Origin of the sequence: Terrirubrum flagellatum (assembly GCF_022059845.1) — a bacterium.
In the GTDB taxonomy this organism is placed as follows: domain Bacteria; phylum Pseudomonadota; class Alphaproteobacteria; order Rhizobiales; family Beijerinckiaceae; genus Terrirubrum; species Terrirubrum flagellatum.
This window is the reverse complement of sequence record NZ_CP091852.1, coordinates 193,149-219,940: the sequence shown is the minus strand read 5'-3', so window position 1 is coordinate 219,940 and position 26,792 is coordinate 193,149. Positions and strand designations below refer to the sequence as shown.

The window sequence follows — 26,792 nt, the reverse complement described above, 5'->3', positions numbered from 1 at the left end:
GAGCCAATCGCGCCTGCGATCGGGAGAAACGAATCCGGAAAGCGACATCCCAGCCTGTCTGACGGCCGCGCCGCCTGTTTGGTTCTTGCATCATGGCCGGGCGAACATGTTAGATCAACATGACGGATGTCGTCGATCAAACGAATGCGGGGGGATATGCGGCTGGGCGGGACCATGACGATCGAGCGCAAGCTTGCGCTGCGCGCATGGGCCTTCCTGGCCGCGCCAATCGTCTTCTTCTGCCTGATCCGCTTCTATCCCGCCTTCGAATCATTCGGCATCGCCTTCAGCGAGTGGAACCTGCTGTCGCCGCCAAAATTCGTGGGCTTTGCGAATTTCCAGCGCATGCTGGGCGACCCCGTCTTCTGGATCGCTTTCAAGAACACCTTCCTCTATCTCATCATCGGCGCGCCTGTCAGCCTGCTGCTCGCCTTCGTCGTCGCCTATTATCTCGATCAGGTGCGCTTCGCGCATGGGCTGATCCGCGCCTGCTATTTCATTCCGCATCTCACCACGACCGTTGCGATGGCGTGGGTCTGGCGCTGGTTCTATCAGCCGCCGCCGGTTGGCCTGTTCAACAATCTGCTGAACACCGTCGGATTCGGCACCCAGCCCTTCCTGCGCTCGACATTTCAGGCGCTGCCGGCGGTGCTCGCGCCCGCCATCTGGGCGGGCCTCGGGTTCCAGATCGTGCTCTTCATGGCGGGCCTGCGCGCGATTCCCTCAAGCTACTACGAAGCGGCGCGCATCGACGGCGCCGGACGCTGGATGGTGCTGCGCGAGATTACGCTTCCGCAACTTCGCCCGACGATCGTCTTCCTCGTGGTGATCTCGTCGATCGGCTTCCTGCGCATCTTCGATACGGTCTTCAACATGACCGACAATGGCGCCGGGGGCCCGCTCAACAGCACCAAGCCGCTTGTGCTCTATATCTATGAGAGCGCGTTCCGCGCTTATCAGATGGGCTACGCCGCGGCGCTGACGATCGTCTTCTTCCTCATCCTGCTTGCGGTCAGCCTCGTGCAACTCAGGTTGATGCGATCCCAGTGACGTCATGAGCGCAATCCCCTTCGACGACGGTCAATCCTGGCGCACGCGGCTCGCCGCCTCGCCCGGCTGGATCGTGATCTGGACGCTGCTGGTCATCGGCGCGATCGTGATGATGACGCCGCTCCTCTATATGATCGCGACCTCGCTGAAGCAGCCGCACGAGGTCTTCGAGGTCAACATCATCCCGCATGAGCCGACCTTCGAGAATTACACCTATATCTTCCAGAACAGCCCGTTCGGCCGCTGGTTCTTCAACTCCTTCGTCACCAGCACGATCGTCACTCTCTCCGTGCTCTTCTTCGACTCGCTGATCGGATACACCCTCGCGAAATTCGAGTTTCGCGGCCGCAACATCGTCTTCATCGCAATCCTGACGACTTTGATGATCCCGACCGAAATGCTGGTGGTGCCCTGGTATGTCATGGCCAAGAATTTCGGCTGGCTGAACAGCTATTGGGGGATCATGTTTCCCGGCCTGATGACCGGCTTCGGCGTGTTCCTGATGCGCCAGTTCTTCATGGGTGTTCCGAACGACTATATCGACGCGGCGCGTATCGACGGGCTCGGCGAATTCGCGATTTTCTGCAAGGTGGCGCTGCCGCTGGTGACGCCGGCGCTCTCCGCGCTCGCGATCTTCACCTTCCTCGGCAACTGGACAGCGTTTCTCTGGCCGCTGATCGTCACCAGCGACCGCGCGCTCTACACATTGCCAGTGGGCTTAGCCTCCTTCTCCAGCGAGAACCTGACGGCGTGGGAGCTCGTCATGGCCGGCGCGACCATCGCAACGCTGCCGACGCTTATCGTCTTCATCATCTTCCAGCGTTACATCATCCGCGGCGTCGTGCTCGCGGGTCTCAAGGGTTGATCATGTCCGCTCCGAAAGCTGAACCGGCGTCCGCGCATATGGGCGGCGACAATAAATTCCCGGCGCCTGAATATGCCGAGACGGTGCTGGGCCCGGCCTTTGTCCATGCCCAGGAGCATCACCTCGCGCATCTCTTTCGCTTGCATCGCGCGCACGGAACAATGCTCGCCGAGCAGGGTCTGCTGACGAAGCAGGAGATTTCGTCCCTGCTCGCGGCTCTCGACGCCACCGAACGCGATCTCGCGGCGCGAGGCCCGAGCGCCTACACTGGCGAACATGAAGACCTGTTCTTCTTCGTGGAGAGCGAGTTGAAGCGCCATGTCGGGCCTGAAGTCGCGGGGCGGCTGCATACCGGCCGATCGCGCAACGACATCGACCACGCGCTGTTCAAGATGAAATTCCGCGAGCGAGTCGATTCGCTCGTCACGCATCTTGCCAAGCTCATCGAAGCGCTGATCGCGCGCGCCGAAGCCGACGCGGGAACGATCATTCTCGCCTACACCCATGGCCAGCCGGCGCAGCCCTCGACATATGGCCATTATCTCGGCGCGGTCATCGAGACTTTGCTGCGCGACGCCGAACGCCTGGAGCAGGCGCGCGCCGTGCTCGATCTCTGTCCCATGGGCGCGGCCGCGATCACGACAACAGGCTTTCCGCTCAACCGCCAACGCATGGCGGAATTCCTGGGTTTCGCGGACATCCTGCGCAATTCCTATGGCTGCATCGCCGGCGCCGACTATGCGGCCGGACTGTTCGCGGCGGTGAAGGTGCTGGCGCTCAATCTCGGCCGCGTCGCACAGGACATGGCGTTCTGGACCTCGTTCGAGGTCGGCCAACTCCGCTTCTCCGACGGCTTCGTGCAGATCAGCTCGATCATGCCGCAGAAGCGCAATCCGGTTCCGGTCGAGCATATGCGGCTGATGGCGTCGCTCTGCGCCGGCCGCTGCGACGCAGTGCTGACGGCGCTGCACAACACGCCCTTCACCGACATGAACGACAACGAACATGAAACGCATGGCCAGGGTTATGAGGCGCTCGACATGGCGGAGCGCGTGCTGACACTGATGGTTGGGGTGATCCGCAGCGCCAGCATCGACGAGAAGCGCGCGCGCGTGAACATCGAGCGTTCCTTCGCGACGATCACGGAGCTTGCGGACACTTTGGTGCGCGAGGAGCGCATTCCGTTCGTCGCAGCTCATCACATCGCCGCCAATCTTGCGCGCGCCATGCAGGCGAGCGGCGAAACGCTGTCGACCGTTCCTTACGCGACTTTCTCCGCGATCTTCGAGAAGCAGATCGGGCGCGCGCCAACCCTTGCTGAGGCGCGCTTCCGCCACGTCGTCACGCCGGACCATTTCGTCTCGGTGCGCACGCTTCCCGGCGGGCCTGCGCCGGCGGCGCTGGCCGAGAGTCTCGCGATCTATCGCAAGGGCGCTGACGCGGTGCGCGCGCGGCTTGCCGCACATGCCGGCGCACAGGCGCGCGCCGAGGCGACGCTGAAGGCTGCGGCCGAACGCTTCCGGAGCTGACGATGGCCAGCCTTTCGCTTCAAAGCATCGTCAAGCGTTACGGCCAGACGACGGCCGTTCACGGCATCGATCTCGACGTCAGGGACGGCGAATTCATCGTGCTCGTCGGCCCCTCCGGCTGCGGCAAATCGACGACGCTGCGCATGATCGCGGGTCTCGAAAGCGTCACGCAGGGAACGCTGAAAATCGGCGAGCGCGTCGTCAACACGATCGAGCCGAAGGACCGGAACATCGCCATGGTGTTCCAGAATTATGCGCTCTATCCGCATATGACGGTCTATCGCAACATCGCGTTCGGCCTGCGCGCGGCGAAGCGGCCGAAGGACGAGATCGACGTCAAGGTGCGCAAGGCGGCGGAGATGCTGGGGCTCGCCGCGCTGCTTGAGCGCAAGCCGCACGAGCTCTCAGGTGGGCAGCGCCAGCGCGTCGCCATGGGCCGCGCGATCGTGCGCGATCCCGAGATATTTCTCTTCGATGAACCGCTGTCCAATCTCGACGCGCAGTTGCGCGGACAGGTGCGCACCGAGATCAAGCGCCTGCATCAGACGATCGGCACCACCATCGTCTATGTCACCCATGATCAGGTCGAAGCCATGACGCTCGCCGATCGCATCGTGATCATGCGTGACGGGCGGATCGAGCAGGTCGGCGCGCCGCTCGACGTGTTCCACACGCCAGCGACCATGTTCGTCGCAGGTTTCATCGGCACGCCGAAGATGAACTTCGTGGAAACCGCGGTTGAGCGGAGCGGAGATCGAATCGCGCTGCCGCTGCGCGGCGAAGCCGGCGATGCGACCTTGATCGCGCCGCCGCCGGAGCGCGTAAGCGCGCTCAACGGGCACGAGCGCATCGTTATGGGTTTGCGTCCTGATGACCTTCGCGTGCATCAGGGCGACGCGCAGGTGGAAACCGGTGTGACGCTTCCGGGAACCGTCGTCATCGCCGAGCCGCTTGGCGCGACGACGCAGGTCACTGTGACGGCGCATGGCCACGAACTGGTCGGGATGGCGGACGGCCGGTTCCTTCCAACCGCCGGCGAGAAGGTCTCGCTCTCGATCGATCCCGCCGCGATCCATCTCTTCGCGCCGGACGGCAAACGTCTGGGCGCGTGATCGCGCGCGGAAGACGGGCGAGCCAGCGCCGCGCTTTTCCGGATAACATCCGTTTGGAAATTTCGCGCTTTCGCCTTTCAATGAGCGCCTGTCTGGAGAATCAAGATTTGTCCTGCCGCGCCCGGATTAGCCATGGCCGCCCGCGCCGATCATAGTTCGACCAACGCGATCGCCGCCGATCTTATCGCGGTCCTCGTCGCCGTGACGAATGGCGCGCCGCAGGTCATGACGATCGAGGAAGGGCAGGCGCTTCCCTCAGGCCCGTTCGAGCTCGGTCATCGCTCGCTGCAAACAGGCTTGCGCGCCTGGGTCGAGGAGCAGACGCATCATCCTCTCGGCTATCTCGAGCAACTCTACACGTTCGCCGATCGCGACAGGAGCGAAACGGCGCAACGCATCATCTCGATCAGCTATCTCGGGCTCACGCGCGAGAAAACGCAGGAAGGCGCGCGCGAGGCCGGCTGGCGAAACTGGTACGAATATTTTCCATGGGAGGATCATCGCACGGGGACGCCGGCGCTGATCGCAGACCTGTTGAAGCCGCGGTTGCTGGCCTGGGCCGACATGGCCGACGATGTTCGCCTTCGCGAGGAACGACGAAGGCGGGTTGCGATCGCCTTTGCGCTCGAAGGCGCAAGCTGGAACGAGGAGCTGACGCTGCAGCGCTATGAGCTGCTTCATGAGGCGGCGTTGACGGACGAAGCGCGACGCGGCGGCCGCGTTCCCCAAGCTTCGCTCCTGCCCGGCCGCGTGATGTCCGGCGACCATCGCCGAATTCTTGCGACGGGCGTCGCCAGATTGCGCGCCAAGATCAAATACCGGCCGGTGGTGTTCGAGCTGATGCCGCCTGCCTTCACGCTGCTGCAGCTTCAGCGCGCCGTGGAGGCGCTGGCCGGCCGCCTTCTGCATAAACAGAATTTCCGCCGACTGATCGAGCAGCAGGAATTGGTCGAGGAAACCGGCGCCAGCACCGCCGATACGGGCGGGCGTCCGGCCAAACTGTTCCGGTTCCGCCACACGGTCCTCGCCGAACGAGCCGTCTCCGGAACCAAACTTCCGCTCGCCCGGCCTTGACATCTCTTATACTCAGGATAAGTATAAGCCATCTTATGCTCATAGAGAGTATAAATTATGGCCGCCTTATCCCCCGCCCTGGCGAGAACCGCACCGCTCTACGACCGCGTCCGCCGCGTCATTCCGCCGATCGAATGGCCTGCTTTCGCCGATGACGCGGACGCCATTCTCGAGCTGAAGCGCCGGCGCAACGCCGTCATCCTCGCGCACAACTACCAGACGCCGGAAATCTTCCACTGCGTCGCCGACATCGTCGGCGACAGCCTGGCGCTGGCGCGCAAGGCGATGACGGTCGACGCCAACGTGATCGTGCTCGCCGGCGTCCATTTCATGGCGGAGACGGCGAAGCTCCTGAACCCCGACAAGACGGTTCTCATTCCCGATCTCGCGGCTGGTTGTTCGCTCGCGGAATCGATCACCGCGGCGGATGTGCGCCTGATGCGCGAGCGTTATCCCGGCGTTCCCGTCGTGACCTATGTGAACACGTCGGCGGCGGTGAAAGCCGAGTCCGACATCTGCTGCACCTCGGGCAATGCGCGCGCGGTTGTCGAGTCCCTCGGCGTGAAGCGCGTGATCATGTTGCCCGATGAGTATCTCGCACAAAACGTCGCCGCCGAAACAGATGTCGAGATCATCGCCTGGAAAGGCCATTGCGAAGTGCATGAGCGCTTCAGTGCGGACGACATCAGGCAACTGCGCGAGGATCACCCTGATGTGACCGTCCTCGCCCATCCCGAATGTCCGCCTGACGTCGTCGCCGTCGCCGACTTCTCAGGTTCAACCGCCGCGATGTCCGATTATGTCGCGACGAGAAAGCCGCCGCGCGTCGTGCTGATGACCGAATGCTCGATGAGCGACAATGTCGCCGTCCAGCATCCCGAGGTGGATTTCATCCGCCCCTGCAATCTCTGCCCGCACATGAAGCGCATCACGCTGAAGAACATCCGCAGCGCGCTGGAGAAAAATGAGCATGTCGTCACGATTGATCCTGCGGTCGCTGAGCGCGCACGGCGCGCAGTCGAACGGATGCTGGCGATATGATGCGTGACATTCATTCGCGCGACGACCGGCCCGCCATCATCGGCGCCGGCGTCGCGGGCCTGATGACGGCGCTGCATATGGCGCCGCAGCCTGTCCTGCTGCTGTCGAAAGCCCCGCTGGGGACGGAGGCGTCGAGCGTCTGGGCGCAGGGTGGGCTCGCGGCCTGTGCCGGCGACGATGATGATCCTGATCTCCATGGCGCCGATACGATCGCCGCCGGCGACGGGCTTTGCGATCCCGATATCGTGCGTAGGACCACGCAGGCTGGGCCGGGCGCCGTCGCGACGCTGGAGCAGCTTGGCGTCCGCTTCGATCGTGGGCCCGATGGCGCGTTGCGGCTGGGGCTCGAAGCGGCGCACAGCCGCCGGCGGATCATTCACGCCGGCGATTCCACAGGGCGCGAAATCATGCGCGCGCTCATCGACGCCGCGAGGCGAACGCTATCGATCACGATCCTTGAAGGCGTCGAGGCGCGCCGGCTACTCATCGAGGACGGCGCCATCGTCGGCGTGCTTGGCTGCGACGCAACGCAACGCGCGATCACGTTCAATACAAGTCGCGTCGTCATTGCGACGGGCGGCGTCGGCGGGCTGTTCCGCGACAGCACCAATCCGGCGGGATGCTTTGGACAGGGGCTCGCGCTTGCGGCGCGCGCCGGGGCGAAGCTCGCCGATCTCGAATTCATCCAGTTTCATCCGACGGCGCTCGACGGGCCGGCGCGCCCGATGGCGCTGATCAGCGAAGCCGTGCGCGGTGAAGGCGCGACGCTGATCGATGAAAATGGCGAGCGTTTCATGGCCCATGAGCCAGGCGCTGAGCTTGCGCCGCGCGATGTGGTTGCGCGCCGCGTCTGGCGTCACCTCATGGCGGGCCATCGCGTGTTCCTCGACGCGCGCAATGCGATCGGCGCGAAATTCCCGCAGCGCTTTCCGGGAATCGCCGCGCTCTGCGCCGCCGCCGGCGTCGATCCTGTCGCGCAGCCGATCCCCGTGCGCGCCGCGCAGCATTATCATATGGGCGGAATCGCCGTGGATCGCTCCGGCCGCGCGTCGATCAATGGCCTCTGGGCTTGCGGCGAAGCAACCTCGACCGGATTGCATGGCGCGAACCGACTCGCGAGCAATTCGCTTCTCGAAGCGATCGTCGCGGCGCAATGGGTCGCCGAAAGCATTGGCGGCGAATCCGCGAAAGTGATCCGGCGCGTGTCTGAATTCGCGGCGCCGCCGGCGCCCGACGCGGCGCCGGTTCGGCCCATCTTGTCACGCGCTCTGGGCGTTCTCCGCAATCGCGCGGGATTGATCGACGCGATCACTGCGCTGTCGCCGCTTGCTTCGGGCGGTCGCGCCACAGCCGATCCCGCTTCGGTCGCGCTGATGATGGCGGTCGCCGCCCTGCGACGCGAGGAAAGCCGCGGCGCTCACGCCAGAACTGATTTTCCCGATCACGCGGCCGCAGCGTGGCGCTCTTTCCTCCATCTCGATGACGCGCTCGCCGATGCGCGTGAAATCACCGCGACCGCCGCGCCAATCTCTATGAAAGCCACAGCATGACGACTCTCTCGCCCCTGCCCGCTATCATGATCGAGCCGCTCGTACGCGCCGCCTTGCTCGAAGATCTCGGTTGCGCCGGCGATCTCACCACGGACGCCATCATTCCCGCCGATCATCGAAGCACCACAGTGTTGGCCACCCGCCAGCCCGGCGTCATTGCAGGTCTCGATCTCGCCGCCCTCGCCTTTCGGATGCTTGATCCCACAATCGATATCGCAATTGAGCGCCGCGACGGCGAGCGCGCAGCGGCGGGCGACATCATCGCGTCGATATCAGGGGTCAGCCGCGCGCTGCTCACGGCAGAGCGCACCGCGCTCAATTTCCTCTGCCGCCTCAGCGGCATCGCAACCGCGACCGCGGCGCTGGTCGTCGCGATCCGCGATCACAAGGCGCAGATTGTCTGCACGCGCAAGACCACGCCAGGGCTGCGCGCCGTCGAGAAATATGCGGTGCGCGCCGGCGGCGGAAGCAATCATCGTTTCGGGCTCGGCGACGCCGTGCTGATCAAGGACAATCACGTCGCCATCGCTGGCGGCGTGGCTGAAGCGATCACGCGCGCGCGACGCGGCGTTGGGCATCTCGTCAAGGTCGAAGTCGAGGTCGACACGCTAGCGCAACTCGAAGACGCGATGCGCCTCGGCGTCGACGCTGTTTTGCTCGACAACATGACGATCGATGAATTGCGCCAGGCCGTCGCGATGGTGAACGGCCGCGCGATCACCGAAGCTTCAGGTCGCGTCAACCCAACCACCGCGCCGGAGATCGCGGCGACAGGCGTCGATCTGATCTCTGTCGGCTGGCTGACGCACAGCGTGCCAGCGCTCGACATCGGGCTCGACTATCGCGCCTAGCTTCAGATCACAGTCATGCCGCCATCGACAACAACGACTGCGCCCGTCATGAAGCTGCCGTCGTCGGAAAGAAGCATGCAGATGGGCGCAGCGAGTTCGGAGGGATCGCTCACGCGCTTCTGGATCGTGTCGCCCGAAGACAGCGCGGCCCCCTTCGCATAATCGCCGCCGCCGCGCTCGATATAGAATTTCTCCGTCATGCCGGTGCGCACCGGCCCCGGCGCGACCGCGTTGACCCGAATGCGATCGTCATTGAGATCAAGCGCCATCTGGCGCGTCAGCGCATGAATGGCGCCTTTGACGGCGCAATAGGCGCCGAGATTGCGGCGCGCGATGATCGCCGCCACCGATCCGATATTCACGATCGAGCCGCCGCCAATCGCGCGCATCAGTGGAATGACGGCGCGGCATACGAGAAACGTTCCGCCCGCATGCACCGCCATCATGCGGTTCCATCGCTCCAGGCTGAATTCTTCCGCGGGGCCGCCATCGACATGGCCGGCGGCGTTGAGAACGCAGTCGATGCGGCCGAACTGTTCATGCGCGGCCGCCACGGCCGCAGCGACAGAAGCTTCATCCGAGACATCGCAAGCGAGCGCGATGCAGCCGTCGAGCTCGGATGCGACTTTCTTCGCTGCGTCGAGATTAAGATCGACGACAGCCACCCGCCCTCCTTCCGCATGAAAACGCCTCGCCGTGGCGGCGCCGATTCCCGACGCGCCGCCGGTGGCGAAGAGAGTCTTTCCCTCGAAAGGCTTCATGGGGAGCTCTCCCTTCTGCACGCAAATCGCGCGGTGAGGATCAGCCGAGATAGTGCTCGATCACTTTCGGATCCCGCACGAGGCTTTCACTGTCGCTTTCCATCGCGACGCGGCCCTGTTCCAGAATGTAAGCGCGCGTGGTCGCGCCGAGCGCGCGATGGGCGTTCTGCTCGACAAGAAGGATGGTGAGCCCGTCGCGATTGAGCGCGCCGAGCACGCTGAACACCTGGTCGGTGATCAGCGGCGAAAGCCCAAGACTTGGCTCGTCGAGAAGCAGCATGCGGGGTCCGCCCATCAGCGCGCGCCCGATCGCCAGCATCTGCTGCTGCCCGCCTGAAAGGGTGCGCGCGGGCAAGTTCTCGCGTTCGCGGAGCACGGGAAACAACTGGAACACCTTGTCGAGATCATAGGGCGATGAACGACCCCCAAGAGCGAGCGTTCCCACCTGCAGATTTTCGAGCACCGTCATATCGCCGAGAATCTGCCGGCCCTCCGGCGCCTGCAGCAACCCGGCGCGCGCGATCGCATACGGCGCCATGCGGCCGATCTCGCGCCCGGCGAAGATGATCGATCCCTTGCGATTGCGGATCACGCCGCTCAGGCAATTCAGCAGCGTCGATTTGCCGGCGCCGTTCGGCCCGATCAGCGCGACCATCTCGCCTTCGTCGATGGAGAGATCGACGCCGCGCAGAGCTTCGATGCCATCATAGGCGGCGCGCAGATGGCTGACGCGCAGCATCATGGAACGGCGGTTCCGAGATAGGCCGCGACGACGGCTGGATCGCGCATCACCTGCGCCGGAGCGCCCTGCGCGATCAATCGGCCGGTGTCGAGCACGAAGACATGCTCGCACAGCTTCGAGACGAAGCGCGTGTTGTGCTCGATGAGCAAAAGCCCCATGCCGCTCCGCGCCAGAGAGCGGAAGATTTCGCCGAGTTCGTCGGCCTCGACATCGTTCATGCCGGCGACAGGCTCATCGAGCAGGAGAATGCGCGGCGCGCTGGCGACGGCGCGCATCATCTCGACTCGACGCTGATGACCGTAAGCAAGTGCGCCCGCTGGCGTTTCGGAAAACTCCGTCATCCTGAAGCGCGCGAGAAGATCGTGGCTGCGCGCCTGGAAGTCGCGCGTCTCCGCTCGCGACGCAGGAAGCCCAAGCAATCCGGCGACGATCGAGCTCGTTTCATGCCGATGAAATCCGATCATCACATTTTCGAGCACGGTCGCTTCGGGCAGAAGCCGGATGTTCTGGAACGTGCGCGCAACGCCGAGCCGCACGACCTCTTCCGGCCGCGCTTCCCCGATCGAGCGCCCATCCATGATGATCTGACCTTCGGAGAGGCTGAGAATGCCTGTAATGAGATTGACGACCGTGCTCTTGCCGGCGCCGTTCGGCCCGATCAGGCCGGTGATCACGCCTTCCGGCACGCTCATGCTGAGATCGGAGATCGCCTTCAGCCCACCGAAGCGTTTGGAGACGTTCTCAAGCCGAAGCGACGACACTGCGCTTCTCCACGCTGACGCCGCGTCGCGCCGCATCTCGCCGTCTGCGGAAATAGGCGATCATCGCATCGCCCACGCCTTGCGGCAGAAACACGATGACGCCGATCAGGATCACGCCATTCACCAGCGGGCGATATTCGGCGAGCGGCCGCGCAAGCTCCGGCAGAATGGTGAGAATCGCTGCGCCGAATACGGGGCCGATCAGGCTGCTGCGTCCGCCGAGCACGATCGCCGTCAGCACCGACACCATCAGCGAGAAACCGAATTGCCCCGGCTCGATATTGTAAGCGTAGAGGCTCTGCATCGCGCCGAACAGGCCGCCGATCACGCCGCTGATGACGAAGGCGAGCGCGTGATAACGGGTAATCGAAACGCCGAGGCAGGCGGCGACCGTCTCGTCCTGCCGCAGCGCATCGAAACTGCGGCCGACGCCGGAGCGGCCGATCGCATGCATCACATACATGACCGCGGCGATGACAATCAGGAGGTGCCAGGTGCTGATCGATTTCGGGATACTGTTGATGCCGACCGCGCCGCCGGTCACCGGCTCGGCATAAAGCGCAAGCGAGATGATGACTTCTCCGAAGGCGAGCGTCGCGATCGCCTGGTAGACGCCGCGCAGGCGCGCCAGCGGCGCCGACAAAATCCAGCCCGCAGCGCCGCCGACGAGCGCGCCGATGAGGATCGCCAGGAATGGCGGCGCGCCGTAAGTCTTCACCAGAATGGCGCAGGCATAGGCGCCGAGAGCCGAGAAGCCCGCCGTCGCGACGGAGAACACGCCGGCGCGCAGCGCTGCCTGCTGGCTGTAGGCGAGGCCGAGGCTGAACAGGAAGAAATCGAAAACCGGCTGGTAGGAGCGGAAAAGATCGATCATTGCCGGCCGACCCCGACGCTGATGCGCGATCCCCCGAACAGCCCGTTGGGCCAGAACAGCAACACAATAAACAGGATAGCGAAGATGATGGTGTCGGACAGGCCGGGCGGCAGATAAGCCACCGTCATCGCCTGCAGCATGCCAAGCAGCAGGCTTGCGAATACCGCGCCGGGAAGATTGCCGAGGCCGCCAAGCACGACCACGACGAAGGCGCGGAGCATGTAAGGCTCGCCCATCAAAAAATGAATCGAATTGAAGGACAGGCCAATCAGCACGCCGGCTATTCCCGCCATGGCGCCGGCGATGAAGAAGGTCTGGAAATAGACCGCAGTCGAATTCACGCCAAGCAATGCGGAGGCGCGTTCGCTGATCGCCACGGCGCGGATCTGCCGGCCGAAAGTCGTGCGCTGGAGATAGTAGATGAGCCCAAGGAGCAGGATCGCCAGCGTCGCGAGAATCGTGATCTGCAGAAGCGAAATTCGGAGCCCCCAGAAGCGGAAGAACTCAACTGGAAACGTGCCGAAGGGAAAGCTCAGAACTTTGGTATTCGACAGTTTCTGCGCGAGGCTGATGAGAATGAGATCGACGCCGATCGAGGCGACGATGGCGGCGAATTCCGCATTCGCGTGGCCGCGCGCGCGCAGCGGCCGGAATGCGATGAGGTCGATGAGCACCGCAATGAGGCCTGATGCGATGACCGCGAGAAGAAAGCCGACCCAGAACGGCAATCCGATCACGACAGCGTAATAGGCGATGAAGGCGCCGGCCATGAACACGCCGCCATGGGCGAGATTGAGCACTTTCTGCACGCCGAAGATAAGCGTGAAGCCGAGAGCGAAGAGAGCATAGACCGCGCCGGAGATCAGCCCGTTCAGAAGCTGCTGCGCGATCATGCCGAACTGTTCTCAGCGATCATGCGTCCGTACTTCATCTCGAATTCACGCGCCGGGCGGATTCGTCCGGCGCAGCCGTAAGACGACAACGGAATTCAGGGCGCGAGAACGAACTGGCCGTTCTTGACCGTGAGCACATTCATGCCGGGGCGCGGCACGCGCTCGCCATCGAAGGAATAATCGCCCTGACCGACAACGACTTTAACGCCCTTCACCACGCTGAGCGACTGCCGCACCGCGTCGCGACTCGGATTCGCTCCGGCGGCTTTCAGCGCCGCCGCCGCGACGCGCATGCCGCCATAACCGACGGCCGCCCAGTTATCGGCCTCTGACTTGTATTTCGCCTGAAACGCCTGCGCGAAAGCCTTGCCGAAATCGCTCGAGCCGCCCGGCACCCAGTCCGCGATGAAGTAGGCGCCTTCGACGGCCTTCCCGCCCTTCTCCACGAATTGCGGCGAGGCCAGTGAATTATGCCCGAGAATGCTGACTTTCGGATCGAGGCCCGCCTGCTTCAACTGGATGATGATGTTCGCAGTCTGCGGCGCCGGCGCGGAAATGAACACGCAATCCTGATCGCCATTCGCGACCTTGGTGCTCACTGCCGAGAAGTCTGAATCGGTCTGCTTGATCGCTTCGACCGAGCCGATCTTCACCCCGGCCTGCTTGATATAATCCTCGAACGTTTTCTGCAGCGTGACGTAAGCTTCATTGTCGGCAATGCCGATGACCGTGCAATTCTTCACCTTGAGCTTCTCGACCGCATAACGGCCGATATAGGGAATCGTCACATCAGCCGGCTGCGTCAAAATAAATGACCAGGGACCGTTCTTCAGCACATCGCGCGAATTCGTCGTGGTGACGACGGGGATTTTCAGATCATTCGCGGCGTTGGCGCCGGCGACCGCAACCGAGCCGCTGGTTGGCCCGAGAATCATCAGCACGTTCGGATCGGCGTTGTAGCGCGCGATGAGCGACAGCGTCTGCGCACGGTCAGTTGCGTCGTCAGCGACGATGACCTTCAGCGTGTTGCCCGCGCCCATTTCCTGCCTGGCGTTGATCTCTTCCGCGGCGAGCGTCATCCCGTCTTTGATCGGGGCGCCGATGAAGGCGGCGGGACCGGTGAGCGACTGTAGCACCACGACGGTGTAGTCGGCCGCCTGCGCGAGGATCGTCGAACCGACGAGAGCCGCCGCGACGGCCACGCATCGGCCAAGCTTTCTGCCTGTCATCCATTCCTCCCCTGATCAATGTCCGGCGACCGATCGACGTTCGCGCGATCAAGGGACCGGCGAGCCGCCCAATCGAGCGCCCTGCCGCGGGTTTCCCGCTGGCGAATATGCGGATGTCCAGGCTTTCAGGTCCGAAACCATCCCCAATCGAAAGTTAGCCTAACTCTAATATATACGCAATGCCATCCATCCGGATACAATAGGCTTTCTCGATAAGGCTCATCGGACGGCTGGCCAACCGCCACAGTCGCCGTCTTCATCGGTTGGTCACTGATCTGACCGAGGCGCCGCGATGGCTTTTCGGCGCCGAAGAACGCGACCGGGAATTAGACTTCGACCTCGCCCGCCTCAGTCCGCCGTTTTCCTGCAAGCGCTTTATCGCCTTGCGGAATTTCGCTAAGCGAGCTCAAATTCGCCGCCACGGCGCAGGTCCGCAGCACGAGCGATTGAGAGCTAATTGCCTCGGTCGCGAATAAATTGCATATTTATGGCCTCTTTAAATACAATAATGTTGGCTGCAATCGGCCAACGCGGGTGGAAGGGCCGGCAGATGCTCGATTTCAGGGATTTCACGGCCGTCACGACCCTTGGCGACATGCTGCTGAGAGCCGCGGCCCATCAGCCCGACAAGGATGCTCTGGTTTTCCCGACCGAGCGGCGCAACTATGCCGAATTGGCCGCGGGCGCGACGCGTTGGGCGCGGGGACTTGTCGCGCTCGGCGTGAAGCCCGGCGAGCATGTCGGGCTCCTGCTGCCAAGCTGTATCGAATTCGCGGAAGCCTTCTTCGGCGTGGCGCTGATCGGCGCCGTCGCCGTGCCCGTCAATGCGCGCTATCGCAGCCACGAGCTGGGCTATCTCACAAAGAACGCCGATCTCGTCGCTCTCATCACCACCACGCGCGTCGCCGAGAAGGTCGATTTCGTCGAGCGACTCAACGAAGCCTTTCCCGATCTCGCCACAACTCGGGACGGCGAGCCTCTCGCGCTCGCCGAAGCGCCCGAATTGCGCTCGATCATTCTTGTTGGTGAAGGCGCGGCGCCGGGTTTCACGACGCGCCCGCAGTTCGACGCGCTCGCGGACTCCTGCTCCGCTGAAGAGGCGCTGCGGCGCCGCCGATCCGTCAGTGTGCGCGACGTCGGCCTCATTCTCTATACGTCGGGCACCACATCCAATCCGAAGGGATGCCTCATCAGCCATGAAGCCGTTATCCGCACCGGACAGGCGTTGAGCATCCGCTACGCCATCACGCAGGACGACGTCTTCTGGTCGCCGCTGCCGATGTATCATATCGGCGCGATCTTCCCGATCTGCGCGATCTTTTCCGTCGAGGCGACTTATCTCTCGATGAGCCATTTCGATGCGGGAACAGCGCTCGCGATGCTGGAGCGCGAACGCGCGACAGTCACTTATCCCAGCTTCGGCACTTTCATCGGCGAGATGATCTATCACCCCGACTTCGCAAAGACCGATCTGTCACGCGTGCGCGTGATGAACAGCAATCTCGCAGTGCAGCCGGAAAGCTTTCGTGAAGCGCTGCGCAAGGCGATGCCGCACACGATCCAGGTCGGAACGTTCGGCATGACCGAGACGTCAGGCACGGTCTGCACCAGCGCGCTCGACGACTCTTACGACGAGCGCACGCGCCGGCTCGGGCGGCCATTGCCGGGCCTCGAAGTGCGTATCCTGCGTGAGAATGGTGATGAAGCGGCGAGCGACGAAATCGGCCAGATCGCCGTGCGCGGATTCAGCCTGCTGTCAGGCTATTACAAGGACCCGGAGAAAACTGCGCAGGCCCTGCGCGGCGGCTGGTTCCACACCGGCGATCTGGGTTCGCTCGACGCATCAGGAACCATCATGTTCCATGGCCGCCTGAAGGACATGCTCAAGGTCGGCGGAGAAAATGTCGCGGCGCAGGAGGTCGAATCGATCGTCTCGCTGCATGATGCGGTGAAGCTTTGCCAGGTTGTCGGCCGGCCGGATGCGCGGCTCGCCGAAGTGCCTGTCGCTTTCGTCGAACTGAAGCCCGGCGCCGCAGCGACGCCGGACGAGATCATCGCTTTCTGCCGGCCGCGCATCGCGAGCTTCAAGGTGCCGCGCGATGTGCGCTTCGTAACGGAATGGCCGATGTCCGCGAGCAAGATTCAGAAGTTCATGCTCGTGAAGATGCTCGAAGCGAGCTGACGAACGCTCACGCCGCGTAGCGGCCGGCGACCCAGCTCGGCAGAGATTCCGGAAAGTCCGCCGGGCGGCGGTCTCCATAAGCGCGCTGGCGCAATTTGTCGCCCAGCGCATCGGCATATTCCTGCACCGGCACATAATAGAGGAAGCTCAGCATGCGCCGTTTGAATTTCCACGCGCCGCCGATGCGCCGGTAGATGTCATCATAGCGCAGTCCTGCGACCAGCGTCTGTCCGTTGCGGAAGCATTCGGCATGGCCGGTGACGAATCCCGTCGCAGTGTCATCATCGCTGTCGTCGAACTTCACGACATGATCATGCGTCCAGTGAAATGTCGGTCCGAGCGCACGGAAACGGCCGTCATACATCGTCATGATGGCGTCGAGACCGGACGATTTCATCACGCCATCCTTCGAGAGAACTTCAGCGTCTTCGGTGAACAGCGAGCGCAACCGGTCAACATCGCGATCATCGCATGACACGCAATAGGCGCCGATGATCTCCGCGATCTCGGCGCGCGCCTCAAGCCGCATGATGCGGCGCTCCAGCGTCAATGAATTGCTCATGATGTCCTCCTTGATCCCAGATTTCTAGAGCCGCTTTTCCATCTCGCTGCGCACGATCTTTCCCGATGTGCTGCGCGGGAAATCGGCGAACGCAACGAAGCGAACCTCTTTCGGCCGCTTGTAGCTTGCGAGCGCGCGACGGCAGAGCGTCTCGATCGCCGCTTCGTCCAGTGAGTCATCTGTACGTGCGACGAAGGCGACCGGGACCTCACCCCATTTCGCATCGGGTTTGCGCACCACGATGGCGTCGGAGACGCGCGGATCGGCAAGCAGCACGCGCTCGATCTCCGCGGGATAGATATTCTCGCCGCCCGACTTGATGAGATAGCGGGCGCGATCGACGAAATCATACGCGCCATCAGGCGTTCGCCGGAACAGATCGCCCATGCGAAAAAAGCCGTTCGAGAAATCGCGCGCCGTCGCCTCCGGCGCATTCCAGTAGCCGCTGAACAGAGTCGGCCCGCGCACCGCGCCCTCGCCGACCTCTCCGGGCGCGACTTCGCGGCCCTCCGCATCGATCAATTTGAATTCACAGAGCGTGTTGAGCCGCTTCGACAGCTTCATCGGCGCGACGCCAACAAGGATGAGATCGCCGGACAATGGCGCAAGACCTGTCTCGGTCATGCCGAAGCTGTTGAGGAACGGCGCATTGAACGCCTTCGTCGCACGCGCGATCAGCGCCGGCGGCACAAGATCGGCCATGCAGCCAACAGAAGAGACGCCACGGATCGCGACGCCGCTGCGCTCCAGCTCCTCGACAACGGGCTCGATGATTCCGGGAACCAGCAGCAGCCAGCCGAAACGATGGCGCGACAAGGCGTCGATCAGAGGCGGCGCATGAAATCCGTCGGTGATCACGACCGTTCCGCCCAGCATCAGCGCGGCGAGCGCCTGATCGACGCCGCCGATATGATACATCGGCGCCCAGGCGAACATCGCGTCGTCGCGGCGTCCGCCGAGATCGATGTGCGCGACCGCCATGCGCGCGATCTCGGCGCGATGGCTGATCAGCGCGCCTTTCGGCAATCCCGTCGTGCCGCTGGTGTAGATGAGGATCAGCGGATCTTCCGGATCGACCGAGGAATCGCCTGTGAACGGATCGGCGCCTGGCGCATCATCAGGCGTCGCCGCGATATTGAGAACGGACGCGTCGGCGCAATCAAGCTGCGCCGCCGTCGCCGCATGGCGCGCGGAAACGAAAATCAGCTTCGGCGCCGCGAGCGCGACACAATGCTGGAGCTCAGCGCGCGCGAGGCGCACATTCTGGCAGGCGACGATCGCGCCGATCGCGGCGGCCGCGAGAAGAAGCCTCAGATATTCCGGTCTGTTCTCCGACAGGACGGCGACGCGATCGCCGCGCCGCGACAAATCGAAAGCAAGCCGATTCACATCGCGCAGCAGCTCGCCATAGGAAATGTGCGATGCGCCATGTTCAATGGCGATCGAAGCTGGCGCATGCTCCGCGGTCTGGCGAAAGAGATCATAGACGGTCGATCGTCCGGCGCGCAGGACGGCGGCATCGATCGTCGCGCCATCGCCGCCAGATGTCATGACGCGGCTCCTGCGTGCGAGCCGCCAACTGCCGGTATCGCGACAATCGCCGATCCCTCAAGAATCCGCTCGCCGTCGCGCTCCAGCCAGACGGCGCAATCGATCAGGCGCTCGCCTGCATCTTCGCGAAGCCCTTCGATCTTCCCGCGCGCGACGACGCGATCGCCGGCGAAGACCATGCCGAGGCACCGCAACCGCAATCGCCTGATCGCGCGGCGGTCGCCGGCGAAATCAGCGAGCATGTTCATGATATAGGCAATATTCGCGGGCCCCTGATTGATAGACCTGTCGCCAAGCCCCCGCTTCCGTGCTTCCCCGGCATCCCAATGGATCGGATTGGGGTCGCGCATGAGCGCCGCGATCGTCTTCATGCGCGCAGCGTCGACTTGATCGACAGTGAAAGCAGGAATTTCAGCGCCGACCTGCATCACGCTCAGCCGCGCCGGGGAAAGATGATCGACTGCGTCGAGGTCGCGACGCGGCGCTCGCCGAGGAGAAGATCGACGCGGAAGGTCAGGAGATCGAAGACGCCAAGCGCGCGCCCGCTTTTGCGTTTGACGTCGATGATCTCACCCTCGGCGCGATAGGGAACGTCCGTCTGCAAAGGCTCACGAATCTCGATGTCGATCTCGCCCAACATCGGACCGTCATCCGCTTGCGCGCCGGCGAACGCGAAGAACTCGCCCCATGTGAGGCCAAGGCCCGCCATCGGCGCGAGATAGGCCCAGATCGGATGGGCGCCGTTCGCTGCGGGAACAGCGCAAACCGCATCGCTCATCAGCCAGTCTTCATAAGGAAGGATGCGGGCCGCGCCGCCAGGCAGCACTTTGCCGATCAGCTTCTCCATCTCCGCGAAATCGATCATGACGCCATGCGCGCAAACGCCGCTGCGTTGCGCCCGGCCGCACGACCGAAGATGATCGCATTCGCGATCGACGCGCCGCCGCCGGCGTAGCATTCGCCAAAGGCGCCGCCGGTCGCCTCGCCCGCTGCGAACAGACCGGCGATCGGACGATCCGCTTTCGTCAGCACCCGCGCCTCGCGATCGATGCGCAAACCTGTTCCGGTCCAGCAGATGATCGCGGGCCTGATCCGCGCGGCGTGGAAAGGTGGCGTCCGCACGGGCTGGAGAAGCTCAGGCTTTTTGAAGAAGCACTCGTCGCGGCCGCGATCGCAGCCTGCATTGTAGGTCTCGATCGTCGTCGCCAGAGTCTCCTCGCGGACACCGATCTTGTCAGCGAGTTCAGCAAGCGTGTCGGCGCGCGCGATATGGCCGGTCTCGATGAAATGCGCGAGGCGGTCAGCGGCCCAGTTCGGCGCCGGCGTCGAGCGCGACGCAGCACGCGACTTTTCATCAAAGATCGCGAAACATTCACCGGCGGTCTGCTCCTTCAGAACGGAGGCGAGCACCGAATATTCCGTGCTTTCATTGATGAAGCGGCGGCCTTCGTGATTCACATGCACGACCCAGCCGGGTAAATAGGTCTCAAGCTCCCTTGCGAAGCCGGGCGTGAGAAGCAGCAGACCCTTGTTGACAGCGGCGACATCGGCGCCGACCGCGCGCGCCATCTCCAGCCCGTCGCCGCGGCAGAAGGATGAGCCGATATACCAGGCGAGATCGGGATGACGCGTCGCGTCGGGATAGAGTTCCGCGAGCAAACGCGGATTGGCGCCGAAACCGCCGCTTGCGATGACGACGGCTCCGGCCGATACGTCCTGCCCGTCGATGCGCACGCCGCTCGCGCGGCCGGCATCATCGATGATCAGATCGCGCACGCGCGTCGAGGTCGCGATATCGACTGACTTGCCAGAGAGCGAACCTTCGAGCGCCGCCGCGATCTCCGCGCCATGGCCCTCCGCGCGATGGCCGCGGCGCACGCCGTCGACGCCCGAGACATAGAGATTCGATTCCGGAAATCGCACGCCGAGCGAGATCAACCATTCCAGCGTGTCCGCGCCCTCGTCGCACAGCCGCCGCACGATCGCGGGCGCGAGCTTGTGCTGGTTGGCGTTCATGTAATAGCGGAATTGATCGTCGGGCGTGTCGACGACCCCGGCGCTGCGCTGGACGCTGGTGCCCGCCGCATAGAACACGCCGCCTGACAGGGCCGTGGACCCGCCGACCTTGGGCGCGGCGTCGATCGCGAGAATCCGCGCGCCCGCGTCAGCGGCCGCAGACGCCGCCGCAAGCCCGGCGCCTCCCGCCCCGACGACGATCACGTCATAGTCGCGCGACGCCCGCGCCGATTCCGCCATCTTGCGCTTCCTCTCGCGCGGCTGTCGTCGCGGCCGCGTCGTTCGCGCGAAAGCCGCTGGCTTCATCGCGCAAAAGCAGGAAATCATGATATACAATTTCTTTCAATAAAAATACATTATCGCCACCAAGGGCGATTCCCGATCACTTCGGCCCGAATCCAGCCGTTCAAACGAGGTTTCAGCGCAGAAACTCTGATCGGATGACTCGCGCGACAATCCTCGGTCAACAACCTTCAATTACCTGATTCCGCAACCGATTTCGATCTGTTCACGGCTGTCGCGGCCGGCGTGGTTGCCAGCTTCGACCAAAAAACATATTTTGGCAGACTATGTTGTATACGGACAAAGCCGATCTGGGTTGCGAAAAGAGGGACCGCGCCTCCGCATGGCGTCGCCTCGCGCTCGTATGTCTGTCCGTCGCCGCGACGCCGCGGCCCCGCCAGTCTGGATGATCCAATGCCCCGAGCCGCAAGCCCGACTCATTCCGAAACCGTCCGCCTCGCCATCGAACGCGAGATCTTCGAAGGCGCGCTGGCGCCTGGCGCGCCGCTCGACGAGGAATCGATCGCGCGCCGCTTCGAGGTGTCGCGCACGCCGGTGCGTGAAGCCATGCTCCAGCTCGTGCAGTCCGGGCTTGTCGAGAAAAGGCCGCGTCAGGGCGCCTTCGTCGCGCGCACCGACGTGCGCCACATGATCCAGAAATTCGAGGTGATGTCGGAGCTCGAAGGCCTCTGCGCGAAATTCGCGGCGCGGCGCATGTCTGCGTCGGAGCGCAAGGAGATCGAGGACACGCACAACCGTTCGGCCGCCGCGCTCGCCGCCGGCGACGACGACGCCTATTACACGCTGAGCCGGCGCTTCCATCTCCAGGTCATCGACGGCACTCACAATGATGTGCTGATCGAGATGACGAACAAGCTCGGCATCATGCTCGTGCCCTACCGGCGCTTCCAGCTTCGCTATCCCGGCCGGCGCGAGGCCAATCTCAAGGACCATGACGACATTCTGAAAGCCATCTTCAACGGCGATTCAGAAACGGCCTACGCGCTGTTCCGCAAGCATACGACCGTGCAGGGCGACGTGCTCGCCGACTACATCTCGCAGCCGGACGCAGCGCCACAACGCGTTGCGGCGCAGGCGTAATTTTCAGAGCACGAGCGAGAGCGGATCCTCCGCGATCCGCTTCAGCGCCGACAGGAAGCGCGCCGCGAGGACGCCGTCGATGGCGCGATGATCGCATGACATTGTCGCGGTCAGCACCGAACCGAAAGCGATTCCAGAGGGCGTTTCGCGCGCTTCGCGCCGCGCCGCGCCCAGCGCAAGGATGGCGCCCTGTGGCGGGTTGATGATCGCGTCGAAAGCGCGCACGCCATGCATGCCGAGATTGGACACGGTGAAGGTTGCGCCCTTGAGATCATCAGAGGTCAATGTGCGAGCGCGCGCCCGCTTCGCCAGTGCCGCGGCGCACGCCGCCAGCGCGCGGATGTCGGTCCCATCGACGTCGCGCAGAACCGGGGTCACCAGACCGCCCTCGATCGCGACGGCGATTGCGATGTCGACGCGCGAGAAGCGGCGCACGCCCTCAGCCTCGACATGGATGTTCACGTCGGGCGTCTCGGCGAGCGCGCGTCCCGCCGCCTTGACGAAGAAATCATTGATGGTGACGCGCGCGCCGTTGTCACGGTTGAGCCGCTCGATGAATGGCGACGCCGCATCAAGCGAGATGTCCATCGCGCAATAGAAATGCGGCGCGGTCTGCTTGGCGCGCAGCAGCGCGTCAGCGATGCTGCGTCGCATCGGCGTCCAGGGCGTCAGTTCCGAGCGCTGTTCGGCCGGCCCGCTACGCCGGGCTTCGGCCGCGCGGCGCACATCCTCCTTCTGGATTCGGCCCTTCTCGCCGGTCGGCGCGACGTCGCGCAGATCGACATTCTCCTCGCGGGCGAGGCGCCGCGCTGCAGGGCCCGCCAGAGGCTCAGGAACGGCCGCTGGCGCGGGTTCCGAGAGTGGGGAAGGATCGGGCAGCGCTGCATCGGGAGCCGTCCCCAGCGCCTTCGCAGCGGCCTCCACATCGGCCTGCGAAATGCGGCCTTCCTTGCCGGTTCCCGTCACCTGCGAGAGATCGACGCCAAGCTGATCCGCAAGCCGGCGTGCGATCGGACTTGCATGGGCCGCAGCGTTGCGACGCTTGATCTCGTCGGCGGATACGGCTTCAGCGACCGCCGGAGCGGCGCTGGCGGATGACGCCGCGCTGTTGATTTGCTGTTTGGAGGGCGGCGCAACTTCGGCGCCGGGCTCGAAGGAGGCGTTCACAGGCCGATAGCCCGCGATGAAGGCGTCGATCTCGGCTTCGCTCACATCGGCGTCGGCGAGGATGGCGATCAGCGCGCCGACAGGCAGCGTCGCGCCCACGGACGCGAGACGGCGCCGGAGAACGCCGTCGCGATCAACCTCGAGCGTGTTGACGATCTTCTCGGTCTCGATGTCGACAAGCTCGACGCCCTTCGCCGCTGCAGCGCCTTCTTCAAGACGCCACGCCGCGATGGCGCCTTCCGACATTTCGAGGCCCCATTTGGGCAGCGTGACCGGATGAATCCTCGACATGACGCTTTGCTCAGCCGGCCTTCATCGCGTCGCGGATCGCCGCCTCGATGCGCTCCGGCGACGGCACCCAGGCGCGCTCCAGTTCGCGCGCGAACGGCACCGGCGTATGCGGCGGCGTCACCGGAATGATCGGACCTTTGAGCGAGCTGAATCCTTTATGCGCGACGATCGCGGCGATGTCGGCGGCGAGGCTGCAGCGCGGCGGCGATTCATCCACGATCACGAGACGGCCCGTATTCACGACGCTTTCGAGAATGGTGTCCTCGTCGAGCGGCGATGTGGTGCGGGGATCGATGAGATCGCAGGTGATTCCTTCGGCGGCGAGCTTGTCGATCGCGCGCTCGGCGAAACCCACCATGCGCGCCAGCGCGACCACCGTGACATGCTCGCCCTCGCGCAGCAGCGCCGCCTCGCCAAATGGCGTCGCGTAATCGCCATCGGGCACCTCGCCCTTGCGCGAATAGAGGGCCTTGTGTTCGAGGAACATCACGGGATCATCGTCACGGATCGCACTGGCGAGCAGGCCTTTCGCGTCGGCGGGATTGGAGGGAACCACGACCTTCAGGCCCGGAATGGCGGTCAGCATCGCATAGACCGTCTGCGAATGCTGCGCGGCGGCGTTCATGCCGGCGCCCATGGACATGCGGATCACGGCTGGCGTGCGCGCGCGGCCGCCGAACATGTAGCGGAACTTCGCCATCTGATTGTAGATCTGGTCGAGCGACACGCCGACGAAATCGGCGAACATCAGCTCGGCCACGGGACGCAACCCCGCGAGCGCCGCGCCATTCGCCGCGCCGACGATGCAGGATTCGCTGATCGGCGTGTCGATCACGCGATCGGCGCCGAACTCATGGATGAGGCCTTTGGTCACGCCGAAGATTCCGCCTGCGGCGTCGCGCGTTCCCGAGGTGCCGCCGGCGCCGCCCGACACGTCTTCGCCGAGCACGATCACGGTGGGATCGCGGCGCATTTCCTGAAACAGCGCGGCGTTCAACGCCTCGCGCATCGTCATCACAGCCATTGCGACAGCCTCAGTAACGCACGTAGACGTCTTCGAGCACGCTCGACAAAGGCGGCGGCGGCGCGGACTTTGCGGCGACCATCGCGCGTTCGATCAGCGCCAGCACCTCGGAGTCGATCCCGTCGAGCTCCGCCTTGTCGAGCAGCTTCGCCTCATCGATCTTCTTGCGGAATCCCAGCAGGCAATCCTTCTCCTTGCGGAATCGCTCGACCTCGTCCTTGGCGCGATAGAGCTGCGGATCGCCCTCGAAATGACCGAAATAACGCGTCGCGGTGGCGAGCACCGCGCTCGGCCCCTTGCCTTCGCGCGCATGATCAATCGCCGCTTTCGCCGCATCGCGCACGGAGAAGACATCGAAGCCGTCAGCCTCGAACACCGGCAGGCCGAAGCCCCTGATGCGGCCGGCGAGATCATCACAACCGATGCCGTAGGACGCGCCGGTATGCTCGCTATAGCCGTTGTTCTCGAAGATGAAGACCTTCGGCGCCTTCAGCACCACGGCCATGTTCAGCGCTTCAAATACAGTGCCCTGATTGGACGCGCCGTCGCCGATGAACGAGACCGAGACGCTGCCATCCTTGCGCAGCTTGCAGGCGATGGCGGCGCCGAGCGCGATTGGCGGGCCGCCGCCGACAATGCCGTTCGCGCCGAGCATGCCCTTGGTGAGATCGGCGATATGCATGGAGCCGCCGCGGCCTTTGCATAGCCCGTCGGCGCGCCCGTAGATCTCCAGCATCATCTGCTCGACATCGCAGCCTTTCGCGATGGAGTGCCCGTGCCCGCGATGGGTGCTGATGATGTAGTCCTTGTCGGTGAGGTTCTCGCAGACGCCGACCGCGATCGCCTCCTGCCCGGCATAGAGATGGGTGAAGCCGGCGATCTCTCCGGTCCGGTTCTCGACATGCAGCCGCTCCTCGAACTCCCGGATCAGCCGCATCTGGCGGTAGGTCCGGAGCAGGTCCTCGCGGCTGAGCTGCATCAATTCCTCCCCTGCCGGGCTCTTTCCGTCTGTATGGATGCCTTCATGTCAGATGTCAATTTTGTATATTGCTGGGCCATGTTTTGTATAATAGCAACCTGACAAGGCTCGCGCGACGGGCCGGCGGGAGGGCTGCGCCCATGGATTTCCGTCTCACGGACCAGCAGGTCGAACTGCAGCAGGCGGCGCGCCGCTTCGCGCAGGAGCAGCTGAAGCCGCTCGCCAAAAAGCTGGAGGAGAAGGCCGAGCCGGTCCCCCATGACTGGGTGAAGCGCTACGCGGAGCTCGGCTTCCTCGGCATCAATGTCTCGACCGACTATGGCGGCCTTGGCCTCGGCAATCTCGAAGCGCTGGTGGTGGTGGAGGAATTCGCGAAGATCTCCTCGGCCGTCGCCTTCCCTGTTTTCGAATCCTGCGTCGGCCCGGCGCGGGCGATCGAGCATTTCGCGCCGGAGTCGCTGCGCCGCCGCATCATGCCCCGCGTCTGTTCCGGCGACGCCGTCATCGCCATCGGCATGTCGGAGCCCGACGCCGGCAGTGCGCTCACCGATCTCAAAACCTCCGCCGCAATCCAGGGCGACAAGGTCGTCATCAACGGCTCGAAGCGCTGGTGCTCCGGCGGCGGTCACGCCGACGGCTATGTCGTCTATTGCCGTTTCGACGGCGTTCCCGGCGCGAAAGGGATCGGCGCCGTGCTGGTGGAGAAAGGCGCGAAGGGATTGAGTTACGGGCCGCAGGAGCAGCTCATGGGCTTCCGCGGCGTGCCGTCGTCTGATCTCTATTTCGACAATGTGGAAGTTCCGCTGGAGAACGTCGTCGCGCCCGGCGGCGGCTTCAAACAGTTGATGGAAGCGTTCGATCTCGAACGCTGCGGCAACGCCACGATGGCGCTCGGCCAGGCTTCCGGCGCGCTTGAGGATGTGCTCGCCTATGTGCAGGAGCGCAAACAGTTCGGCCGCCCGATTGTCGAGTTCCAGGCGGTGCAGATCAAGCTCGCTGAAATGAAGATGCGCGTGGAAGCCGCGCGCCTGCTGATCCACCGCGCCGCACGGAACGCCGAGGAAGGGATGCCAAGCGTGATCGACTCTTCTCTGGCGAAATGCTTTTCCAACGAGATCGCGCGCGAGGTGACTGGCGCGGCGGTGCAGCTCATGGGCGGCTATGGCTATTCCAGGGAATATCCAATGGAGCGTCGTCTGCGCGATTCCTGGGGCTGGGGCATCGCCGGCGGCGCGATCGACATCCAGAAAGTGAATATCGCCGCCGCCATGGTCGGCCGACGCTTTGATCAGCGCCGGAGCTAAA

The 26,792-nt window shown here is 63.9% G+C and carries 25 protein-coding genes; 11 read left to right on the top strand and 14 right to left on the bottom strand.

Annotated elements, in window-relative coordinates:
- Positions 1-174 precede the first annotated feature (174 nt).
- The 8 genes from L8F45_RS27550 (at position 175) to nadC (ending at position 9,072) form a co-directional block, all read left to right on the top strand.
- Complete coding sequence (locus L8F45_RS27550; RefSeq protein ID WP_342363597.1) at positions 175-1,050, top strand: carbohydrate ABC transporter permease; 876 nt, start codon at positions 175-177, stop codon at positions 1,048-1,050.
- A gap of 4 nt (positions 1,051-1,054) precedes the next feature.
- Positions 1,055-1,915 carry a carbohydrate ABC transporter permease gene (locus tag L8F45_RS27545; RefSeq protein WP_342363596.1) on the top strand — a complete coding sequence of 287 codons (861 nt, stop codon included), beginning with the start codon at positions 1,055-1,057 and terminating at the stop codon, positions 1,913-1,915.
- A 2-nt stretch (positions 1,916-1,917) separates the two neighbouring features.
- Complete coding sequence (gene argH, locus L8F45_RS27540) at positions 1,918-3,444, top strand: argininosuccinate lyase (protein ID WP_342363956.1); 1,527 nt, start codon at positions 1,918-1,920, stop codon at positions 3,442-3,444.
- Between the two features lie 2 nt (positions 3,445-3,446).
- Complete coding sequence (locus tag L8F45_RS27535; RefSeq protein WP_342363955.1) at positions 3,447-4,556, top strand: ABC transporter ATP-binding protein; 1,110 nt, start codon at positions 3,447-3,449, stop codon at positions 4,554-4,556.
- 132 nt (positions 4,557-4,688) lie between these two features.
- A complete protein-coding gene (locus L8F45_RS27530) occupies positions 4,689-5,630 on the top strand; it encodes an NUDIX hydrolase (RefSeq protein WP_342363954.1) in 942 nt (313 codons plus the stop codon).
- A 57-nt stretch (positions 5,631-5,687) separates the two neighbouring features.
- Entirely contained in the window at positions 5,688-6,671 is a 984-nt protein-coding gene (gene nadA, locus L8F45_RS27525) for a quinolinate synthase NadA (protein WP_342363953.1), read from the top strand.
- Positions 6,668-8,221 carry an L-aspartate oxidase gene (locus L8F45_RS27520; protein ID WP_342363952.1) on the top strand — a complete coding sequence of 518 codons (1,554 nt, stop codon included), beginning with the start codon at positions 6,668-6,670 and terminating at the stop codon, positions 8,219-8,221. The genes nadA and L8F45_RS27520 overlap by 4 nt, the downstream gene beginning before the upstream one ends.
- A complete protein-coding gene (nadC, locus tag L8F45_RS27515) occupies positions 8,218-9,072 on the top strand; it encodes a carboxylating nicotinate-nucleotide diphosphorylase (RefSeq protein WP_342363951.1) in 855 nt (284 codons plus the stop codon). Before L8F45_RS27520 ends, nadC begins: the two co-directional genes overlap by 4 nt.
- A gap of 2 nt (positions 9,073-9,074) precedes the next feature.
- On the opposite strand, the gene L8F45_RS27510 is transcribed toward nadC, so the two are convergent.
- The 6 genes from L8F45_RS27510 to L8F45_RS27485 form a co-directional block, all read right to left on the bottom strand.
- Positions 9,075-9,833: an SDR family NAD(P)-dependent oxidoreductase gene (locus L8F45_RS27510; protein WP_342363950.1), complete on the bottom strand. Its 759-nt coding sequence runs from the start codon at positions 9,831-9,833 to the stop codon at positions 9,075-9,077.
- Between the two features lie 40 nt (positions 9,834-9,873).
- Positions 9,874-10,575, bottom strand: a complete 702-nt coding sequence (locus L8F45_RS27505; RefSeq protein ID WP_342363949.1) for an ABC transporter ATP-binding protein — start codon at positions 10,573-10,575, stop codon at positions 9,874-9,876.
- Positions 10,572-11,336 (bottom strand): ABC transporter ATP-binding protein, encoded by a 765-nt coding sequence (locus tag L8F45_RS27500; protein WP_342363948.1) that lies wholly within the window; start codon positions 11,334-11,336, stop codon positions 10,572-10,574. Before L8F45_RS27500 ends, L8F45_RS27505 begins: the two co-directional genes overlap by 4 nt.
- Complete coding sequence (locus L8F45_RS27495) at positions 11,317-12,210, bottom strand: branched-chain amino acid ABC transporter permease (RefSeq protein WP_342363947.1); 894 nt, start codon at positions 12,208-12,210, stop codon at positions 11,317-11,319. Before L8F45_RS27495 ends, L8F45_RS27500 begins: the two co-directional genes overlap by 20 nt.
- Positions 12,207-13,103: a branched-chain amino acid ABC transporter permease gene (locus L8F45_RS27490; RefSeq protein ID WP_342363946.1), complete on the bottom strand. Its 897-nt coding sequence runs from the start codon at positions 13,101-13,103 to the stop codon at positions 12,207-12,209. The genes L8F45_RS27495 and L8F45_RS27490 overlap by 4 nt, the downstream gene beginning before the upstream one ends.
- 95 nt (positions 13,104-13,198) lie before the next feature.
- Positions 13,199-14,332, bottom strand: coding sequence for an ABC transporter substrate-binding protein (locus tag L8F45_RS27485; protein WP_342363945.1), 1,134 nt, complete (start codon positions 14,330-14,332; stop codon positions 13,199-13,201).
- 550 nt (positions 14,333-14,882) lie between these two features.
- Between L8F45_RS27485 and L8F45_RS27480 the strand changes: the two genes are divergently transcribed.
- Complete coding sequence (locus L8F45_RS27480; protein ID WP_342363944.1) at positions 14,883-16,514, top strand: class I adenylate-forming enzyme family protein; 1,632 nt, start codon at positions 14,883-14,885, stop codon at positions 16,512-16,514.
- A 7-nt stretch (positions 16,515-16,521) separates the two neighbouring features.
- Here L8F45_RS27480 and L8F45_RS27475 read toward each other — a convergent pair whose 3' ends face one another.
- The 5 genes from L8F45_RS27475 to L8F45_RS27455 are packed head-to-tail and all read right to left on the bottom strand — an operon-like array spanning position 16,522 to position 20,883.
- Positions 16,522-17,076 carry a nuclear transport factor 2 family protein gene (locus L8F45_RS27475; RefSeq protein ID WP_342363943.1) on the bottom strand — a complete coding sequence of 185 codons (555 nt, stop codon included), beginning with the start codon at positions 17,074-17,076 and terminating at the stop codon, positions 16,522-16,524.
- Between the two features lie 24 nt (positions 17,077-17,100).
- Positions 17,101-18,627, bottom strand: coding sequence for a class I adenylate-forming enzyme family protein (locus L8F45_RS27470; protein ID WP_342363942.1), 1,527 nt, complete (start codon positions 18,625-18,627; stop codon positions 17,101-17,103).
- A complete protein-coding gene (locus tag L8F45_RS27465) occupies positions 18,624-19,055 on the bottom strand; it encodes a MaoC family dehydratase (protein ID WP_342363941.1) in 432 nt (143 codons plus the stop codon). Before L8F45_RS27465 ends, L8F45_RS27470 begins: the two co-directional genes overlap by 4 nt.
- Before the next feature lie 5 nt (positions 19,056-19,060).
- Positions 19,061-19,492 carry a hypothetical protein gene (locus L8F45_RS27460; RefSeq protein WP_342363940.1) on the bottom strand — a complete coding sequence of 144 codons (432 nt, stop codon included), beginning with the start codon at positions 19,490-19,492 and terminating at the stop codon, positions 19,061-19,063.
- Positions 19,489-20,883 carry an FAD-dependent oxidoreductase gene (locus L8F45_RS27455; protein ID WP_342363939.1) on the bottom strand — a complete coding sequence of 465 codons (1,395 nt, stop codon included), beginning with the start codon at positions 20,881-20,883 and terminating at the stop codon, positions 19,489-19,491. Before L8F45_RS27455 ends, L8F45_RS27460 begins: the two co-directional genes overlap by 4 nt.
- Before the next feature lie 456 nt (positions 20,884-21,339).
- Here L8F45_RS27455 and L8F45_RS27450 point away from each other — a divergent pair, with 456 nt between their 5' ends.
- Positions 21,340-22,026, top strand: a complete 687-nt coding sequence (locus L8F45_RS27450; protein ID WP_342363938.1) for a GntR family transcriptional regulator — start codon at positions 21,340-21,342, stop codon at positions 22,024-22,026.
- Between the two features lie 3 nt (positions 22,027-22,029).
- Here the strand turns inward: L8F45_RS27450 and L8F45_RS27445 are convergent, their stop codons facing one another.
- Genes L8F45_RS27445 through L8F45_RS27435 form a run of 3 tightly spaced genes read right to left on the bottom strand, consistent with a single transcriptional unit; the run spans position 22,030 to position 25,487 of the window.
- Complete coding sequence (locus L8F45_RS27445; protein WP_342363937.1) at positions 22,030-23,484, bottom strand: 2-oxo acid dehydrogenase subunit E2; 1,455 nt, start codon at positions 23,482-23,484, stop codon at positions 22,030-22,032.
- A gap of 10 nt (positions 23,485-23,494) precedes the next feature.
- Entirely contained in the window at positions 23,495-24,508 is a 1,014-nt protein-coding gene (locus tag L8F45_RS27440; protein ID WP_342363936.1) for an alpha-ketoacid dehydrogenase subunit beta, read from the bottom strand.
- A gap of 10 nt (positions 24,509-24,518) precedes the next feature.
- Entirely contained in the window at positions 24,519-25,487 is a 969-nt protein-coding gene (locus L8F45_RS27435; protein ID WP_342363935.1) for a thiamine pyrophosphate-dependent dehydrogenase E1 component subunit alpha, read from the bottom strand.
- 140 nt (positions 25,488-25,627) lie between these two features.
- Between L8F45_RS27435 and L8F45_RS27430 the strand changes: the two genes are divergently transcribed.
- Positions 25,628-26,791 (top strand): acyl-CoA dehydrogenase family protein, encoded by a 1,164-nt coding sequence (locus L8F45_RS27430; protein ID WP_342363934.1) that lies wholly within the window; start codon positions 25,628-25,630, stop codon positions 26,789-26,791.
- The last annotated feature ends 1 nt before the right edge of the window (position 26,792 follow it).

Coding starts and splice junctions, on each gene's coding strand:
- L8F45_RS27550 (WP_342363597.1), top strand. CDS start 175: ATGACGATCGAGCGCAAGCTTGCGCTGCGCGCATGGGCCTTCCTGGCC.
- L8F45_RS27545 (WP_342363596.1), top strand. CDS start 1,055: ATGAGCGCAATCCCCTTCGACGACGGTCAATCCTGGCGCACGCGGCTC.
- argH (WP_342363956.1), top strand. CDS start 1,918: ATGTCCGCTCCGAAAGCTGAACCGGCGTCCGCGCATATGGGCGGCGAC.
- L8F45_RS27535 (WP_342363955.1), top strand. CDS start 3,447: ATGGCCAGCCTTTCGCTTCAAAGCATCGTCAAGCGTTACGGCCAGACG.
- L8F45_RS27530 (WP_342363954.1), top strand. CDS start 4,689: ATGGCCGCCCGCGCCGATCATAGTTCGACCAACGCGATCGCCGCCGAT.
- nadA (WP_342363953.1), top strand. CDS start 5,688: ATGGCCGCCTTATCCCCCGCCCTGGCGAGAACCGCACCGCTCTACGAC.
- L8F45_RS27520 (WP_342363952.1), top strand. CDS start 6,668: ATGATGCGTGACATTCATTCGCGCGACGACCGGCCCGCCATCATCGGC.
- nadC (WP_342363951.1), top strand. CDS start 8,218: ATGACGACTCTCTCGCCCCTGCCCGCTATCATGATCGAGCCGCTCGTA.
- L8F45_RS27510 (WP_342363950.1), bottom strand. CDS start 9,833: ATGAAGCCTTTCGAGGGAAAGACTCTCTTCGCCACCGGCGGCGCGTCG.
- L8F45_RS27505 (WP_342363949.1), bottom strand. CDS start 10,575: ATGATGCTGCGCGTCAGCCATCTGCGCGCCGCCTATGATGGCATCGAA.
- L8F45_RS27495 (WP_342363947.1), bottom strand. CDS start 12,210: ATGATCGATCTTTTCCGCTCCTACCAGCCGGTTTTCGATTTCTTCCTG.
- L8F45_RS27490 (WP_342363946.1), bottom strand. CDS start 13,103: ATGATCGCGCAGCAGCTTCTGAACGGGCTGATCTCCGGCGCGGTCTAT.
- L8F45_RS27485 (WP_342363945.1), bottom strand. CDS start 14,332: ATGACAGGCAGAAAGCTTGGCCGATGCGTGGCCGTCGCGGCGGCTCTC.
- L8F45_RS27480 (WP_342363944.1), top strand. CDS start 14,883: ATGCTCGATTTCAGGGATTTCACGGCCGTCACGACCCTTGGCGACATG.
- L8F45_RS27475 (WP_342363943.1), bottom strand. CDS start 17,076: ATGAGCAATTCATTGACGCTGGAGCGCCGCATCATGCGGCTTGAGGCG.
- L8F45_RS27470 (WP_342363942.1), bottom strand. CDS start 18,627: ATGACATCTGGCGGCGATGGCGCGACGATCGATGCCGCCGTCCTGCGC.
- L8F45_RS27465 (WP_342363941.1), bottom strand. CDS start 19,055: ATGCAGGTCGGCGCTGAAATTCCTGCTTTCACTGTCGATCAAGTCGAC.
- L8F45_RS27460 (WP_342363940.1), bottom strand. CDS start 19,492: ATGATCGATTTCGCGGAGATGGAGAAGCTGATCGGCAAAGTGCTGCCT.
- L8F45_RS27455 (WP_342363939.1), bottom strand. CDS start 20,883: ATGGCGGAATCGGCGCGGGCGTCGCGCGACTATGACGTGATCGTCGTC.
- L8F45_RS27450 (WP_342363938.1), top strand. CDS start 21,340: ATGCCCCGAGCCGCAAGCCCGACTCATTCCGAAACCGTCCGCCTCGCC.
- L8F45_RS27445 (WP_342363937.1), bottom strand. CDS start 23,484: ATGTCGAGGATTCATCCGGTCACGCTGCCCAAATGGGGCCTCGAAATG.
- L8F45_RS27440 (WP_342363936.1), bottom strand. CDS start 24,508: ATGGCTGTGATGACGATGCGCGAGGCGTTGAACGCCGCGCTGTTTCAG.
- L8F45_RS27435 (WP_342363935.1), bottom strand. CDS start 25,487: ATGCAGCTCAGCCGCGAGGACCTGCTCCGGACCTACCGCCAGATGCGG.
- L8F45_RS27430 (WP_342363934.1), top strand. CDS start 25,628: ATGGATTTCCGTCTCACGGACCAGCAGGTCGAACTGCAGCAGGCGGCG.